11 protein-coding genes are annotated in these 15,108 nt (G+C 68.2%); 9 read left to right on the forward strand and 2 right to left on the reverse strand.

The window, feature by feature from the left end; genetic code table 11:
* Positions 1–77: 77 nt before the first annotated feature.
* Positions 78–1,235, reverse strand: coding sequence for a mannose-6-phosphate isomerase, class I (gene manA / locus ACSGC5_RS07770; RefSeq protein ID WP_434970065.1), 1,158 nt, complete (start codon positions 1,233–1,235; stop codon positions 78–80).
* Between the two features lie 85 nt (positions 1,236–1,320).
* Here manA and ACSGC5_RS07775 point away from each other — a divergent pair, with 85 nt between their 5' ends.
* The 4 genes from ACSGC5_RS07775 to ACSGC5_RS07790 all read left to right on the forward strand — a co-directional run bounded on the left by ACSGC5_RS07775 (position 1,321) and on the right by ACSGC5_RS07790 (position 7,117).
* On the forward strand, positions 1,321–2,712 hold the full coding sequence (locus ACSGC5_RS07775; protein ID WP_434970066.1) for an O-antigen ligase family protein: 1,392 nt from the start codon (positions 1,321–1,323) through the stop codon (positions 2,710–2,712).
* A 95-nt stretch (positions 2,713–2,807) separates the two neighbouring features.
* Complete coding sequence (locus tag ACSGC5_RS07780; protein ID WP_434970067.1) at positions 2,808–4,217, forward strand: O-antigen ligase family protein; 1,410 nt, start codon at positions 2,808–2,810, stop codon at positions 4,215–4,217.
* A gap of 15 nt (positions 4,218–4,232) precedes the next feature.
* The gene (locus ACSGC5_RS07785; protein ID WP_434970068.1) at positions 4,233–6,143 is read left to right on the forward strand and encodes a glycosyltransferase; all 1,911 of its coding nucleotides are present in this window, start codon (positions 4,233–4,235) and stop codon (positions 6,141–6,143) included.
* Positions 6,140–7,117 carry a glycosyltransferase gene (locus tag ACSGC5_RS07790; protein ID WP_434970069.1) on the forward strand — a complete coding sequence of 326 codons (978 nt, stop codon included), beginning with the start codon at positions 6,140–6,142 and terminating at the stop codon, positions 7,115–7,117. The genes ACSGC5_RS07785 and ACSGC5_RS07790 overlap by 4 nt, the downstream gene beginning before the upstream one ends.
* Positions 7,118–7,127: 10 nt before the next feature.
* On the opposite strand, the gene glf is transcribed toward ACSGC5_RS07790, so the two are convergent.
* A complete protein-coding gene (gene glf / locus ACSGC5_RS07795) occupies positions 7,128–8,264 on the reverse strand; it encodes a UDP-galactopyranose mutase (protein ID WP_434970070.1) in 1,137 nt (378 codons plus the stop codon).
* A gap of 162 nt (positions 8,265–8,426) precedes the next feature.
* On the opposite strand from glf, the gene ACSGC5_RS07800 reads away from it, so the two are divergent.
* From ACSGC5_RS07800 to ACSGC5_RS07820, 5 genes are read left to right on the forward strand one after another with little or no spacing between them, the layout of a single operon-like run.
* A complete protein-coding gene (locus tag ACSGC5_RS07800) occupies positions 8,427–10,340 on the forward strand; it encodes a DUF6541 family protein (RefSeq protein ID WP_434970071.1) in 1,914 nt (637 codons plus the stop codon).
* Between the two features lie 2 nt (positions 10,341–10,342).
* A complete protein-coding gene (locus ACSGC5_RS07805) occupies positions 10,343–11,533 on the forward strand; it encodes a glycosyltransferase family 4 protein (protein ID WP_434970072.1) in 1,191 nt (396 codons plus the stop codon).
* Entirely contained in the window at positions 11,530–12,735 is a 1,206-nt protein-coding gene (locus ACSGC5_RS07810) for a glycosyltransferase family 2 protein (protein ID WP_434970073.1), read from the forward strand. The genes ACSGC5_RS07805 and ACSGC5_RS07810 overlap by 4 nt, the downstream gene beginning before the upstream one ends.
* Positions 12,736–12,740: 5 nt before the next feature.
* The gene (locus tag ACSGC5_RS07815) at positions 12,741–13,868 is read left to right on the forward strand and encodes a glycosyltransferase family 4 protein (protein ID WP_434970074.1); all 1,128 of its coding nucleotides are present in this window, start codon (positions 12,741–12,743) and stop codon (positions 13,866–13,868) included.
* Positions 13,865–15,091, forward strand: coding sequence for a lipopolysaccharide biosynthesis protein (locus ACSGC5_RS07820; RefSeq protein WP_434970075.1), 1,227 nt, complete (start codon positions 13,865–13,867; stop codon positions 15,089–15,091). Before ACSGC5_RS07815 ends, ACSGC5_RS07820 begins: the two co-directional genes overlap by 4 nt.
* Positions 15,092–15,108: the final 17 nt, after the last annotated feature.

Genomic DNA, 15,108 nt, shown 5'->3' on the forward strand with positions numbered 1-15,108 from the left:
CGGTCAAGTCGCAGATCGTAAACCCTCAATCGCCGCCTTAACCTTCTTGGCGGATTTCCCGGCGTGTCGCGAGCGCCCTAGCGGCCAGGTTCGGCGAGGAACACCTCTCCGGTTCCCGAAAGGGACACCGATCCCTCATCCGGGGTGATGAGCACGGCCGACCCCGGACGCAGGGTGCACGTGCTTCCCGTGCCGGCGGCGGTGAGCTCGACAGTCCCGGATGTGGCGAGCGCGATCGCCACCCCGCTCACGGCGCTGCGCGGGGTCGACTCCGGGCCGGCCGTCAGCTGCGTCAAGACGAAGTCGGGCACCTGACCCGAGAAGACCCGCACCGCACCGGGCGCCGGGTCGAGCACCGGCGCGGGACCCGGCCTCGGGTCGAGGATCGCGGCCAATTCCGTGACGTCGATGTGCTTGGGCGTCAGTCCGCCCCGCAGCACGTTGTCGCTGGCGGCCATGATCTCCACGCCGAGCCCTTCGATGTACGCGTGCAGGACGCCCGCCGGCACGAACACACCCTGTCCGCGGCGCAGGGTCACGAGGTTCAGGAGCATCGCGACGACGATCCCGGGGTCGCCCGGGTAGTGCCCCTCGAGGTGACGCACGAGCGCGAGTTCGTCCGCGAACTCGGCGGATGCCGCATCCGTCGCCGCCGCGATGATCGCGCCCACCGCCGGCTCGGCGACCGGGGACAGGATCCAGGCGATCGCCGCCGCGAGCGCCTGCGCGTCGTCGGCGTGCGCGTCGAGGATCTCGCGCAGGGGCAGAGTCGCCGGGCCGACGATATCGAGGAGTCGCCGTGTCTCCTCGAGCCGGCGCAGGCCCGCGAGGGCGAGGAACCTCTCGCTCAGCGCGACGATGATCTCGGGCTTGTGGTTGTCATCACGGTACGTGCGCGTCGCGCCATGGCGCGGGATCCCCGCGGCCTCCTCACGGGCGAAGCCCTCCTCGGCCTGAGACTTGGACGGGTGCGCCTGGATCGACAGCGGCGAACCGGCCGCGAGGATTTTCAGCAGGTAGGGAAGCTGAGCGGGCGTGCCCTCGGGAGCCTCGCCGGAGGCGAGCCACTCGCCGAGCGTCCGCCCATCAGGCACGCGCGCGGGATGCCCCGCGTGATCTCCGAACCAGACCTCCGCTTCGGGGGCGCCGCTCGGGGCGCGCCCCTCGAGCTCGGCGATCAGCGTCATGGACCCCCACGCGTAGTCGCGGGGCGTGTTCGTGAGCGGCACCAGCACACGCCCAGCGTACCGACGCGAGAGCGCTCGTCCGCACCGCGGGAAGCCGCGCGGGCGGTGCGCCGAGCGCTACCCTGAGAGCACCATGGCCCGATTCAGCCGCCACCCCGCCTCGGCGCCGCCGGTCGCCCCAGAGCGGGAGCGCACCGGACACCTGCTCCTGCGCGGATGGATGGTGTTCAGCCTGTTCTTCGCGTTCACGGCGCCGGGCTGGGTGCTGGGCTTCGGCATCCCGATAACCGCGATCGTCGGCGCCGTCATCGTCACGACATCCGCCGTCGTCGTGGGGATCATCCGTCCACCGTTCCAGTGGCGGAGACTGCCGTGGATCGCGGGCGCGTTCATCCTGTGGGCGGGGCTGTCGATCGCGTGGTCGCAGTGGGCGCAGACGTCCGCGCTGACCTGGCTCCTGCTGCTTGCGACGACGTTCCAGGGCATCGCCATCGCGAGCGTGCTCACGTGGCGCGAAATCGTCCGGGCGATCGGGAGCGCGCTGGGGTGGGTCATCGGGCTGTCACTGGTCGCCGAGATCCTCGTCGCCTGGATCGTCGGCGGACCCCTGTATGCCGGATTCCAGACGGATGCCGACGCCGGCGCACCCGAGTGGATCAGCGGCGGGATCTTCGCCGGCGCCCGGATCGACGGTGTGATCGGCAACCCGAACCTCCTCGGCATGATCGCCCTCCTGGCCGTGGTGGTCTTCGCGATCGAGTTCGCCGCGCGCGAGTCTCGCCGCAGCATGCTCGGGGTCTGGATCGGCCTGTCGGTTCTCACGCTCGTGCTCGCGGCATCCGTCACCGCCTGGATCGCCGCAGCGGGTGTGGCGCTGGTCCTCGCCACCGTGCTGCTGATGCGCACCGCCCGCCGGCCCGGCGAGCGGACGCGCTATTACGTCGGGTACGCCGTCATCGGAGCGGCCGGCGCGCTCGCGATCTGGATCTGGCGGGTACCGCTGTTCACCGCGGTGGACCGGACCGCAGACCTCCTCGACCGTGAGGCGATCTGGAGCGCCGTGCTCGACCGGGCGGGCGACCATCTCGGCGTCGGCGGCGGCTTCGCGACCCCGTGGCTGCCGTGGGATCCGGCGTTCCGGGACTGGATCGTGCTCGGCGGCAGGCAGATCACGCAGGCGCACAGCGTGTGGGTGGACGTGCTGTTCCAACTCGGGATCGTCGGCGTCATCCTGCTCGCGTTCACCTACCTTGCCTTCGTCTGGCGGTCGTGGTTCTTCGCCGTCGACCGGCCCCGCTGGGATCTGCGGGCCGATCGTCCGTACTCGGCGCTCACGCTCCTGCCGACGCTCACCGGGGCCATCCTGCTGGTCCAGGGCCTTGCCGAGACGGCGCCGCTCATGGGCTGGGGATGGATGCTGCTCATCCTGCTCGGGTCGAAGATCAAGCAGTCCCCGCACATCGGTGAGGGGCCCGCCGAGCAGCGCCTCGCGATCGAACGCGGCGAACTCCTGCGCGCCGGCTGAGAGCGAAACCCGGCCTGCGCGTGGGCGCGGATTCGGTGCGGAGGCTCGGGAGTCTGTGACCGATCTGTGATCTCGGGCGGCTAGCGTGGCCAGCGATGACGACCTTCGGCGCCTCCACGGCCACGCTCCCCGTCGTCGCCCCCTCGACCACGATTCCCCTCCGCTGGATCACGCAGACCTGGGCCGGCGTGGTGTTCTTCATCGCCTTCACGGCGCCCGGGTGGGCGGCGGCATTCGGGGCGCCCGCGGCTGCAGGCACGGGCGTCGTCGCGGCCCTGGGAACTGCCGCGCTCGCCCTCCGCACGATCCGCTCCCCCCAGTGGCGGTCGCTGCCCTGGAGCGCACTCGCGTTCGCGGGGTGGGCCGGCGCAAGTCTCGCCTGGTCTCGATGGCCCGAGACGACAGTGCTCACCTGGACCCTGCTCGCGGCGACGGCGCTGGTCGCGATCGGCATGGCCGCGATGCTCAGCTGGCGCCAGCTCGTGTCCGCACTCGCGTGGGCGCTGGCGGCGGTCATGGCCCTCTCGCTCGCCTTCGAGGCGTGGGCGGCCGCGATCGTCGGCGGCCCCGTGGGGATCGAGTTCGCGCCGGTGGATGCCGGCACCGATCGCAGCGACATCTGGACGAGCGCGCAACTGTTCAGCGGCGGGCGTCTGGACGGAATCGTCGGCAATGCCAACCTGCTCGCGATGCTCGCTCTCTTGGCCGTCGTGGTCCTCAGCATCCGGCTGGCCATCGAGCCCCGGCGGCGGGCGCTCGCCGCGGCAGCACTCGCCCTGTCGGCCTACCTGCTGGTGCGCACCGAGTCGGCGACGGCCTTCGTCGCCACGGTCGCCCTCGCCGTGGCCCTCGTCATCCTGCTGGCCGCTCGCCTGGCGCGCACGACGCGGGGCCGGGTCCGCGTGTATCTCGCAGCGGCCGTCGTCGGCGCCGTCGCAGCGGGCGTCGCATGGCGGATGCGGCACACCCTCCTCGGCTTCCTGGGACGAGACGGCGATCTCACCGATCGCACCGAGATCTGGGATCTCGTGGTCTCGCGCGGTGCCGCGCAGCCGGTCGTCGGCAACGGGTTCGCGACCCCCTGGATCCCGTGGGACCCCGCGTTCTCGGACTGGATCGTCATGCCCCGCGGCCTGCACATCATCCAGGCGCACAGCGTCTGGGTCGACGTCTGGTTCCAGCTCGGCGCCGTGGGGGTCGTGCTCCTTGCCGGCATGTACGCGCTGTTCGTCTGGCGCACCTGGGTCTTCGCGGTACGCCAGCACCGGTGGGAGCGGCGCGACGACCGAGTCACCGCGACGGTGTCACTCCTTCCTGTCGCGGTCGGCGTGATCGTGGTCATCCAGGGACTCACCGAGTCCAGCCCGCTTCTGCTGTGGGGCTGGATGCTGACCGTGCTGTTCCTGGCCAAGCTGCAGCCTCGCTACGCAGCGCGCCACTCGGATACTGCGAAGGGAGGGAAGGTAGGCTACGGTCTCGGCCTCGATCAGCCACCTCTCGTCTGACCGGAGACTTCCTTCGTGATCCACGTCCTCCAGAACGCCGTGTTCCCCCTCGAGCGCGACCCCGACCTGCTTCCGCTGTACGCCGACCCCGAGATCTGGTCGGTCATCGACGAGCAGCCCGTGCGCGTGTCAAGCCGAGCCCACCTCGGCAACATCCTCGACCGCCGGCGAGCGCGCATCGTCGCCGGACGACGCGTGTCACTCGGCACCTACTTCAACGCGTTCCCCGCGTCCTACTGGCAACACTGGACGGTCGTGCGACAGATCCGGCTGACGGTGCGCACGAGCGGCCCTGCGACGGTCCTGGTCTACCGTTCCAACGGCAACGGCGTGCGTCAGCGACTGGACACCCGCGAGGTCTCGGGCAATGCCGAGACCCATTTCGATTTCGCGCTTGATCGCTACAGCGACGGCGGCTGGATCTGGTTCGACATCGTGGCCGACGAGAGCACCGCGGTGTTCGAGGGTGCCGAGTGGACCACCGAAGAAGAACCCGTCCGAAACGGCAAGGCAAGCCTCGGCATCACGACTTTCAACAAGCCTGACTACTGCGTGCAGACGCTCGCGAGCCTCGCTGACAGCCCCGACGTTCTCGAACTCGTCGACCGGATCTTCGTCATCGACCAGGGCACCGAGCTCGTCGCCGACCGCCCCGAGTATCCTGAGCTGAGCGAACGCCTCGGCGAGACGCTGCAGATCATCCGGCAGCCGAATCTGGGTGGTTCGGGGGGTTTCTCCCGCGCCATGCTCGAAACCCTCGACCGCCCCGACAGCGACTTCGTGCAGTTGCTGGATGACGACGTCCTGATCGAGCCGGAATCCCTACGTCGCTCCATCGTCTTCGGGCAGTACGCGGCCCGGCCCACAATCGTCGGCGCGCACATGTTCGATCTGCTCGATCGCCCCAAACTGCACGCCTGGGCCGAGGTCGTGGATGAGGTGCCGTTCATGTGGCGCACGCTCTACCAGGAGGAGTTTCCGCACGACTTCAGCGCGAGCAACCTGCGGCAGACGAAGATTCTGCACCAGCGGCTGGATTCAGATTACAACGGCTGGTGGATGTGCCTCATCCCGATGGAAACGGTCCGCGAGGTCGGCCTCGCTGTGCCTGCCTTCATCAAGTGGGACGACGCCGAGTACTGCCTCCGGGCGGGCGAAGCGGGGTTCCCGACCGTTTCCGTACCGGGCATCGCCCTGTGGCACGTCTCGTGGGTCGGCAAGGACGACTCCCTCGACTGGCAGGCCTATTTCCATGCCCGCAACCGGATTGTGGCTGCGCTGATTCACTCGGAGGTGCCGGAGGGCGGAACGCTGCTACGGCACAGCCGGCGGATGGACCTTAAGCATCTGATGATGATGCAGTACTACCCGACCGCTCTGCGGCACCGCGCGCTGCGCGACATTCTCAGCGGCCCTGAGCATATGTGGCACACCCTCGCGACGGCGATGCCCGAGGCTCGGGCGCTGGCCTCGAAGTTCCCCGAAACAGTCGTACACACAGCCGACAGCACTCGTCTGCGTGCGCGCAGAGGTCGGGTTGTCTTCAAGCAGACTAAGCGGCACGAGTTCGACAGCCCGACGGGTCTTGCGCTGCGCTGGTTCACCCTTCGGACCCTCATGTCCCACTGGCTGCGCCAGCCGAATCCGGCGAACGTTGTGCAGCCGGAAGTGGAGTTCGGCAAGCTTGACGCCCACTGGTGGCGGGTCCCGGCGTACGACAGCGCGCTCGTAAGCTCCGCGGATGGGCGCGGGAAAGCGATCTATACCCGCGACCGCTCACAATTCCGCCGGATGTTGCGCGATTCGGTCGCCCTGCACCGGCAGCTCCGTAGACGCTGGCCAAAGCTGGCCGAGCAGTATCGTCGCGCCCTTCCCCAGCTCACGTCGCCCGACGCGTGGCGGGCGGTCTTCGAGGCGGAGCGATGACCGCGACAGCTGAAGGGTTCGATCCCGCGACGGCAACCATCGTCGCGGTCACGTTCAATCGCTCCGGGTTGCTGACGCGCCTCCTGACCAGCATCAGCGAGATGGAACCGAAGCCGGGGCACGTCGTCGTCATCGACAATGCCTCCTCGGATGACACCACCGAGGTCGTGGAGTCCTTCCGCGACCTCCTCGGTACGGAACTGGTCTACCGCCGCCTCGAGACCAACACGGGCGGCTCCGGAGGATTCAGCGCCGGAATGCAGACGGCGTATGAGCTCGGATCCGAGTGGATCTGGCTCATGGACGACGACGTCGAGGTGATTCCCGACGGGCTCGCGAAGATGGGCCGCTGGTCGGGGCGCTTCCGCTCCATCCAGGGTCGCCGCTACGACTTCGACGGCAGCGAGTTCTACTGGCAGTACCGCATCGCGGCCCGGATGGGCATCCCGATCCCCTTCGCCCCGGCGGAGTTCGACGACTCGGGCTTCAAGGAGATGAACTCCGGGTGCTTCGAGGGGATGTTCATCCATCGCGACATCGTCGCCCGCATCGGCCTGCCCGATCCGCGGTTCTTCATCTACTGGGACGACCAGGTCTACGGATGGCTGGCATCTCGAATCACGACATCCGTCATCGTGAACGAATTCGTGCTGCGGCGCAGCCGCGAGATCAAGCAGTGGGATATGGGTGTGCGCCACATGAACGCCTCGAGCGACGCCTACCGGTACTACATCATGCGCAACCGCGCGCTGATCAAGCAGTACTACCGGTCGGTGGGCTTCTACCGCCCCCTTCCGTTCGCCGTCGGCACGGCGCTCACCTTCGCCAAGGAGATCATCCGGCTGGTCGTCGTCGAGCGCACCATGCGTGGCACCAGCCATCTCTTCCGCGGACTGCGGGACGGCCGTGCCATCGCCCGGGACCGAGAGTGGATGCCGATGCCCGCGCTGGTGGAGGAACCGACGCCGCGCTGACCCCTGCCGCTCAGGCGAGGGTGTTGTTCCACATCGTCAGGGCGGAGCCGATGGCCATGTGCATGTCCAGGTACTGGTACGTGCCCAGTCGCCCGCCGAAGTGGACGTCTTTCTCCCCCTTCTGCAGGTCGCGGTAGGCCAGCAGACCCGCGCGGTCCTCGGAGGTGTTGACGGGGTAGTAGGGCTCGTCGTCGCGAGCCGCGAAGCGGGAGAACTCCCGCATGATGACCGTTCGATCGGTCGGGTAACGGTCAGCCCGCTCGGGGTGGAAGTGCTTGAACTCATGGATGCGGGTGTACGGGACGTCCGCGTCGGCATAGTTCATGACCGGCGTGCCCTGGAAATCCTGGACGTCGAGGACCTCTTCCTCGAAGTCCAGCGTGCGCCACGACAGCTGCCCCGCGGCATAGTCGAAGTACCGGTCGATCGGGCCGGTATAGACGACCGGGACCTGCCCGACAGTGGCAGCCTTGTGTAACGGCTGCGACGCGTCGAAGAAGTCGGTGTCGAGCTTCACGGTGATGTTCGGGTGATCGGCCATCCGCTCCAGCCATGCGGTGTACCCGTCGACGGGCAGACCCTCCCAGGTGTCGTTGAAGTACCGGTTGTCGTAGGTGTACCTCACCGGCAGACGACTGATGACCTCGGCAGGCAGTTCAGTCGGATCGGTCTGCCACTGCTTGGCCGTGTAGTCCCGGATGAACGCCTCGTACAGCGGGCGGCCGATGAGACCGATCGCACGCTCCTCGAGATTCCGAGCGGTCCTGGGATCGAACTCCCCCGCCTGTTCAGTGATCAGGGCCCGCGCCTGCGCTGGGGAGTAGGCAGCGTGGAAGAACTGGTTGATCGTGCCGAGGTTGATCGGCAGCGGGTACACGACACCGCCGTGGTTCGTGTAGACCCGGTGCACATAGGGCGTGAAGGCCGTGAATCGGTTGACGTACTCCCAGACGGTCGCGTTCGAGGTGTGGAACAGGTGCGCCCCGTACCGGTGCACCTCGATACCTGTCGAAGACTCCGCCTCACTGAACGCGTTCCCGCCAATGTGGGAACGGCGATCGATGACAGTCACCTTGCGGCCGGCGGCTGCCGCCCGCTCCGCGATGGTGAGCCCGAAGAACCCCGAGCCGACGACGAGAAGGTCCATAGTGGATCAGGCTTTCGATCTGGGAGCCACCCGACAGCGGCTCGGCGCGAAGTCAACCACGGCAGTTTACCCGCGCCCCGGCGCCGCCAGCGCACTCGCAGGGTTCAAACGGACGCATCGACTACCATGATGCGTTGACCGAGTGAAGGGGCGATCACGCACATGATCGAGAGCTGGTCGGCTGCGATCGCGCCGTTCACGGTGGCGGCCCTCGCCCTGGTCCTTCCCGGCGCCGTGATCGTCGTTGCGGGCTGGGGTGTTCGCCGACTCTCTCTCTGGTTCTTCGCCCCGGCCCTGTCGCTTGCCGTCCTGGCGGTGGCTGCCGTCCTCGCCGGAGCCGTCGGGCTGCGCTGGGGTCCGCTCCCCATCGTGATCGTCACGGTTCTCATCGCTGCCATCGCCGCATCGATCCGGCTGCTCTGGGTGAGAGATGCACCGACCGCCCCGCCCTTGCGAGTGACGCTGACCACGGCTGCCGCGTTCATCGCGGCGATCGCGGCCATCAGCATCCAGCTCATGACCGTCTTCGGCCGCCCCGAGAACATCTCACAGACCTTCGACGCGATCGTGCACCTGAATACCATCCGCTACGCGATGGACAGTGCGAATGCATCGGCCTTCCACATCGGTGCTACCAGCGACATCGCCTTCTACCCCAATGCGTGGCACGCACTGGTCTCGCTGTCGGGCCTCATGTCAGGCTCCAGCGTGCCGGTCGCGGTGAACGCGGCGAACATCGCGATCGGCGCCGTGGCCTGGCCCGCCTCCGTGATCGCGCTCTCGCTCACGACCCTCGGTAACCGGATGGCCGTCGGTATCGCTGCTGCGGCCCTGTCGACCGGGTTTGGCGCATTCCCGATCCTGCTCTTCGACTTCGGCGTGCTCTATCCCAATGCGACAGCGTATGCCGTGCTTCCCGCAGGGCTGGCTGCCGTGTGGATGTTGCTGCGAGCCGCCGACTGGGGCGATGCCATCCGGACCACGGCTCTTCTCCTGCTGCTGATCGTCGGGATCGGACTGGCCCACCCCAACGCGTTTCTCGCGCTGTATGCGATGGGCGCGGCGGTCGTGCTCATGTTCCTGCTCATACGGGCAATCGAGGGCGCATCACGCCGCGTGTGGCTCACGAACTCCGCGATCGCCCTACTCATTCTGCTCGTGGGCGCGGGCCTGTGGCGCTTCTCTCGCACCGGTTGGGACATGTCCCGCTGGGGACCGTGGCAGTCGACGGCGCAAGCCTTCGGCGAGGCAATACTCATCAGCCCTCGCTCCTACCCCGTAACGCTCCTGACGGCCGCCCTGCTGATCGCCGGTCTCATCGCGATCGCCCGACGTCCGCGACAGGGGCTTTTCGCACTGCCGTTCGCGGTCGCCTCGTTCATGTTCATCCTCGTCTCTGGCACGCCGGTGGAGTTCCTGATGCGCGAGATGGTGACCAACCCCTGGTACAACGACTCCTTCCGACTGGCAGCGTTGCTTCCGGTCGCGGGGATCCCCGTCGCCGTGTTCGGCGTTGTCTTCGTCGCCGACGAGTCTGCGCGGAAGCTCCGGGCCGGCACCCCGCTGCGGGCGGGGGCAACCGCCGCGGCGGCCGTGGTGCTGTTCAGCGTCGCTGTAGGTCCGAACGTGTCGGGTGCCATCGCGCAGGCTCAGGTCGCCTACCGTCTCGATCCGTCGGCCGCCCTGCTCACCTCGGACGAAGCGGCGTTGCTGGAGCGCCTCGACGAAGAGACGCCCGCCGACGCCCTCATCGCCGGGAGCCCGTGGACGGGAACTTCCCTGGCTTACGCGCTGGCAGGGCGAGATGTCGTCGAGCTTCACGTATTCGGATCCCGCAACGCCGACGAGATCTACCTCGACGAACACCTGCGAGACATCGACCAGGATCCACGAGTGTGCAATGCGGTGCGAGCGCTCGGGGTATCCCATGTGCTGGACTTCGGTACACAGGACGTCTTCAACCGGGACGACGCAGCCGCCGACCGTGCAGGGATCCAGAACCTGGCCCCGGGCGAGCACCTCGAACTGGTCGACTCGCAGGGTGACGCGCGGCTGTTCCGGGTCGTGGGCTGTTGAGAATGCCCCGTCGCGACATCGCAATCGTCTTCGACTGCCTGTACCCGCTCACCAAGGGCGGCGGCGAGCGCCAGTACGACGCCTTCGCCCGGGACCTCGTCGCGCGCGGCGAGAACGTCGAGTACCTCACGGCGCGGCAGTGGGACGGAGCGGCGCCGGAGGTCCCGTACCGCGTCGAGGCGATCACCGACCGCCTGCGTCTGTACGACGACGCGGGTGTGCGCCGCAGCGCCGCTGCGCTGCGATTCGCTGTGGGCGTGTTCGGGGCACTCCGGCGTCGACGGCACAGCGCCCGGGCAGTCATCGTCAGCGGCCTGCCCGTGCTCAACGTCTTCGCGGCGCGCCTGGCCCTCCTGGGCTCGCGGACCCCCCTGATTGTGGACTACCTCGAGGTCTGGGGGCGGTCGCAGTGGACCGAGTACACGGGTCGGGTGATGGGCACCGTCGCGTGGCTGCTGCAACGGCTCGCGATCGCGGCGACCCCGATCGCGACGTGCCACTCTCGGCTGAGTGCCGAGCGCCTCCGTGGCGAGGGATTCCGCGGCACCCTGCTCGTGAGCCCCGGACTCATCGACGGCGCCGCAGCCACCACGCCGCCGAGGCCGGCAGCAGAGCCCCCGTTCGTGCTGTACGCGGGACGCCATATCGCCGACAAGCGCGTCGAGTCCCTCCCCGCGGCTGTCGCGGCCGCACGGACGGACGTCCCCGGCCTCGAACTCGTGATGCTCGGCCAGGGTGCGACGACCGAGCAGATCCGGTCAGAGGTCGCCCGTGTCGACGGCGGCGCGTGGACACGGATGCCCGGCTTCGTCGCCCAGGAGGAACTGGACGAGCTCATGTCCGGTGCCACATGTCTGGCGAACCCTTCCCGACGCGAGGGCTACGGCCTGGTCGTCGTCGAGGCGGCCGCCCACGGCACGCCCGTGGTGCTCGTCACGGGCGAAGGCAACGCGGCGACCGAGCTGGTGGATGAGGGCGTGAACGGCTTCGTGGCCGCATCCGTCGCTGCCGAAGATCTGGCCGCGGCGATCGTGGCGTGCGTGCGCGCCGGCGATCGGCTGCGAGACTCGACCTATCAGTGGTACCAGGACGCGGTGCAGACCCGCACGATCGCTCGGACGATGGATGCCATCGTCCGAGCGATCGACGGTCTCGCCGACCCGGTCCCCCCGAACGAAGGACACCGATCGTGACCGCGACGAACGACGCAGCCGAGCTCGAGCTGACGATCCTCATGCCGTGCCTCAACGAGGCCGAGACGCTCGAGGTCTGCATCCGCAAGGCACAGGGATTCCTGGAGCGCTCCGGCATCGCCGGCGAGGTACTCATCTCTGACAACGGCAGCACCGACGGTTCTCAACAGATCGCGCAGCGCCTCGGTGCGCGCGTCTCCCACGCCCCGCGGCGCGGTTACGGTGCTGCCCTGATCAACGGCATCGAAAACGCACACGGCCGCTACATCATCATGGGGGACGCCGACGACAGCTACGACTTCGAGAACCTGCAGCCGTTCGTCGACCGGCTCCGCGACGGCGCCGACCTCGTGATGGGCAACCGGTTCAGAGGCGGTATCGCCCCCGGAGCCATGCCGCCGCTGCACAAGTACCTGGGCAACCCCGTGCTCTCGGGGATCGGGCAGCTGTTCTTCCGCCCGAACATCGGGGACTTCCACTGCGGGCTGCGCGGGTTCAACCGCGACCGCATCCGTGACCTCGACCTGCAGACGACCGGCATGGAGTTCGCCTCGGAGATGGTGGTCAAATCGACCCTCGCCCGCCCCAAGTACCGCATCGAGGAGGTGCCGACGACCCTCAAGAAAGACGGCCGGTCCCGCCCGCCGCATCTGCGGAGCTGGCACGACGGATGGCGGCACCTACGGTTCCTGCTGATCTTCGCCCCCCGCTGGCTGTTCGTCTATCCGGGGCTGGTGGCGTTTTTCCTCGGCGCGATCGCCGTCGGCATCCTATCGTTCGGGGGTGTGCAGATCGGCGGCATCGGCTTCGACGTCACCACGATGGTCTACGCCAGCGCGCTGTGCGTCATCGGATACCAGTCCCTACTGTTCTTCTGGCTCACGAAGCTGTACGCGACACAAGAGGCCTTCCTGCCGACAAGCCCGCAATACCGCAGCATCGTGTCCAGTTGGACCGCAGAGCGGGGTCTCTTGATCGGGCTCGCGCTGTTCGTCGTAGGGGTCGGGATCGGAGTGGCCCAGGTGATCCGATGGGGCAGTCTTGACTTCGGCCCCCAAGACGCCGCCGAGGTCGTACGCATCGCGATTCCGAGCGCGCTGGGAATGATGTTGGGCTTCCAGACGATCATGATGAGCTTCTTCTCGGGCGTACTGACGACTCCGCGACGCGAGCAACGTCCGGACGCCGTGATCGAGAGCTGAGCGGCGTGCGAATCGTCGTCGATCTACTCGGCTTCACCGGTTCACGAGGCGGCACCGAGACATACGTGCGAGAACTCGTCCCCCGCCTGGCAGCCGCGCTTCCCGACATCGAGTTCATCGCCCTGACGGGCCGAGCGGGCCGGGGCGGCGTCTCGAGCTTCTTTCCGGGCCCGGTGAACACAGTCGAGCATGTCGGCCCAAGCCCTCGTAGTTGGGCACTCGGAGCCATGACCGTCACGGACCGCATGGCCAGGAGGCTCGGCGCAGATCTCGTTTGGGCTCCCGCGAACTTCGGACCGATCGTGCGCGGCGTCCCGCGCGTGGTCACAGTGCATGATGCGATCTACGACGACGTCCCCGGCGGCGGCATTGTCGAACGGGCGCAGCGAACAGTCACATCCTGGCTGATGAGAAGGTCCGCCCGAACGGCGGACCTCGTGGTCACCGTCTCGCAGGCGGCAGGTTCCAGCATCGCGGCGCAGCTGGGCGTGCCCGCGGAACGCATCCGTGTCGTCCACAATGGCAGCGCACCTCCACACCCGGTCAGCGACCCCTGGCCGCATCTCCGCCCACTCGGGATTGAGCCTGGCCGGCGCGTCCTGCTCAGCGCCGGCAACCGGCTCCCTCACAAGAACTTTGACGGCCTGCTCGCGGCTCTGACGTCCCTGCCCGCTCGCGAGAGGCCTCTGACTGTGATTCCGGGCGGAGGGGAAGAGGATCCTCTCGCTTCCCTCGTGGCCCGATGTGAGCTTGGAGAGGATGTCGTCCTTCCCGGCTGGGTGAGTGCAGAGCAACTAGAGGCGCTCTACTCCGTCGCCACCCTCTATGTCTGCCCATCCCTGGCTGAAGGGTTCGGCCTGCCCGTGCTCGACGCTCTGCGCCGGGGGGTGCGTGTGGTCGCCAACGACATCCCCGTACTGCGAGAGGTCGGCGCGGAGTGCGTAACCTACGCCGACGCGAGCAACCCCACGGCCTTCGCCGCGGCGATCGCGGATTCTCTGCGCTCCCCCATCGATCCGGGCGAGCTTGAAGCAGCGACGTCCTGGGCCGAGACGTTCACGTGGGAGCGCAGCGCCGAACGCACCGCCGAAGTCCTCCGTGAGGCGCTCGGGATCGCGAGCGGTCGCTCATGACACCCCCGCCACTCAGCAGGCGCCTGGTCGGCTTCCTCCTCATACCGGCGTTTGCCGCCGCCTCTCCGCTGATCGTCCTACCTTTCGTCTCTCGCAACGCCGGCCCCGCTGGCTGGGCCAGCGCGATCGCGGGTGAGTCGGTGGGAACTCTTGCCGCGATCGCGATCGGCTACGGGTGGGCATCCATTGGGCCTGCCATAGTCTCGGTCGCAGGCGAGGACATGCGACGGGCGCGGATCTACCGCGACTCGATCGTGATCCGCGTCCTCTTGGCCGTTGTCGTGCTGCCATTGCTCGCCATCGTGTGCTGGTTCGTCGCCTCACCCGGCTTCGAGTGGCTGAGCGTGCTCATGGGCACGCAAGGAGCTCTCATCGCCCTGTCGTTCACGTGGTATTGCGCAGGCGTCGGAGACCCACGCACGATCATCGTCTTCGACGCGGCACCGCGCCTGATCGCGACCGTCGCTGCCGCGGGAGCGATCGCTGCTACCGGTATCGTCGAGCTCTACCCCATGGCGGGCATCCTGGTGACCCTCGGTGGCACGGCCGTGTTCACGTGGCGTCTGCTCCGGCGCAATCCCGGGCCGTGGCCGACGGCGCGCGAGATCCCGGGGCTGATGCGCAAGGGCGCACCGGTCGCACTCAACGACGCCGCGCTCAGCGGGTATTCGAGCCTGCCTGCTCCTCTCGTGAACGTGACTTCCCCGCCGATCGCTGCCGCCGGCTTCGCGTCGGCGGAGAAGATGCTCAAGCTCGGACAGTTCCTCCCGATGACGCTCGCGAACGCTTTCCAGAGCTGGGTTGCCGAGACCGACGGCGCTGGCCGCCGGAGACGGATTCTGCTGGCCCTGGCGGTCCTCATCGCGGGCGGGCTGGCCGGGTGGGGGGGCCTGGCGGTTCTCGGGCCCTGGGCCAGCACGGTGCTCTTCGGCGAGGAGGTCTCGTCGAGCATCGGGATCCTGTTCACGATGGGTCTGGTGTTCGCCTTCTTCTCGTTCCGAACCGGGCTGACGCGTCTCGTCCTCTTCCCCGCGGGGCTGGCGACGCCAGTCATGCGCGCGACCCTCATCGCCACCGCGCTCGGCGCTCCGCTGATGATCGGGCTGGGACTCGCATGGGGGCCGATCGGCGCTGCAATCGGCTACGCCGCGACGGAGGGCGCGGCCGCCGCCCTCCTGGTCCCTCGCAGTCTGCACGTCCTACGCGCGCTCGCGAACGCATGAACCACGGAGCGCGATGG

The sequence above is a fragment of the Microbacterium sp. bgisy207 genome (genome assembly GCF_965345035.1).
In the GTDB taxonomy this organism is placed as follows: Bacteria; Actinomycetota; Actinomycetes; order Actinomycetales; family Microbacteriaceae; genus Microbacterium.

What these genes read in the sequence shown, in the direction of transcription:
- ACSGC5_RS07790 (WP_434970069.1), top strand. Translation starts at nt 6,140, where the DNA reads ATGACCGCGACAGCTGAAGGGTTCGATCCCGCGACGGCAACCATCGTC.
- ACSGC5_RS07805 (WP_434970072.1), top strand. Translation starts at nt 10,343, where the DNA reads ATGCCCCGTCGCGACATCGCAATCGTCTTCGACTGCCTGTACCCGCTC.
- ACSGC5_RS07775 (WP_434970066.1), top strand. Translation starts at nt 1,321, where the DNA reads ATGGCCCGATTCAGCCGCCACCCCGCCTCGGCGCCGCCGGTCGCCCCA.
- ACSGC5_RS07780 (WP_434970067.1), top strand. Translation starts at nt 2,808, where the DNA reads ATGACGACCTTCGGCGCCTCCACGGCCACGCTCCCCGTCGTCGCCCCC.
- glf (WP_434970070.1), bottom strand. Translation starts at nt 8,264, where the DNA reads ATGGACCTTCTCGTCGTCGGCTCGGGGTTCTTCGGGCTCACCATCGCG.
- ACSGC5_RS07820 (WP_434970075.1), top strand. Translation starts at nt 13,865, where the DNA reads ATGACACCCCCGCCACTCAGCAGGCGCCTGGTCGGCTTCCTCCTCATA.
- ACSGC5_RS07800 (WP_434970071.1), top strand. Translation starts at nt 8,427, where the DNA reads ATGATCGAGAGCTGGTCGGCTGCGATCGCGCCGTTCACGGTGGCGGCC.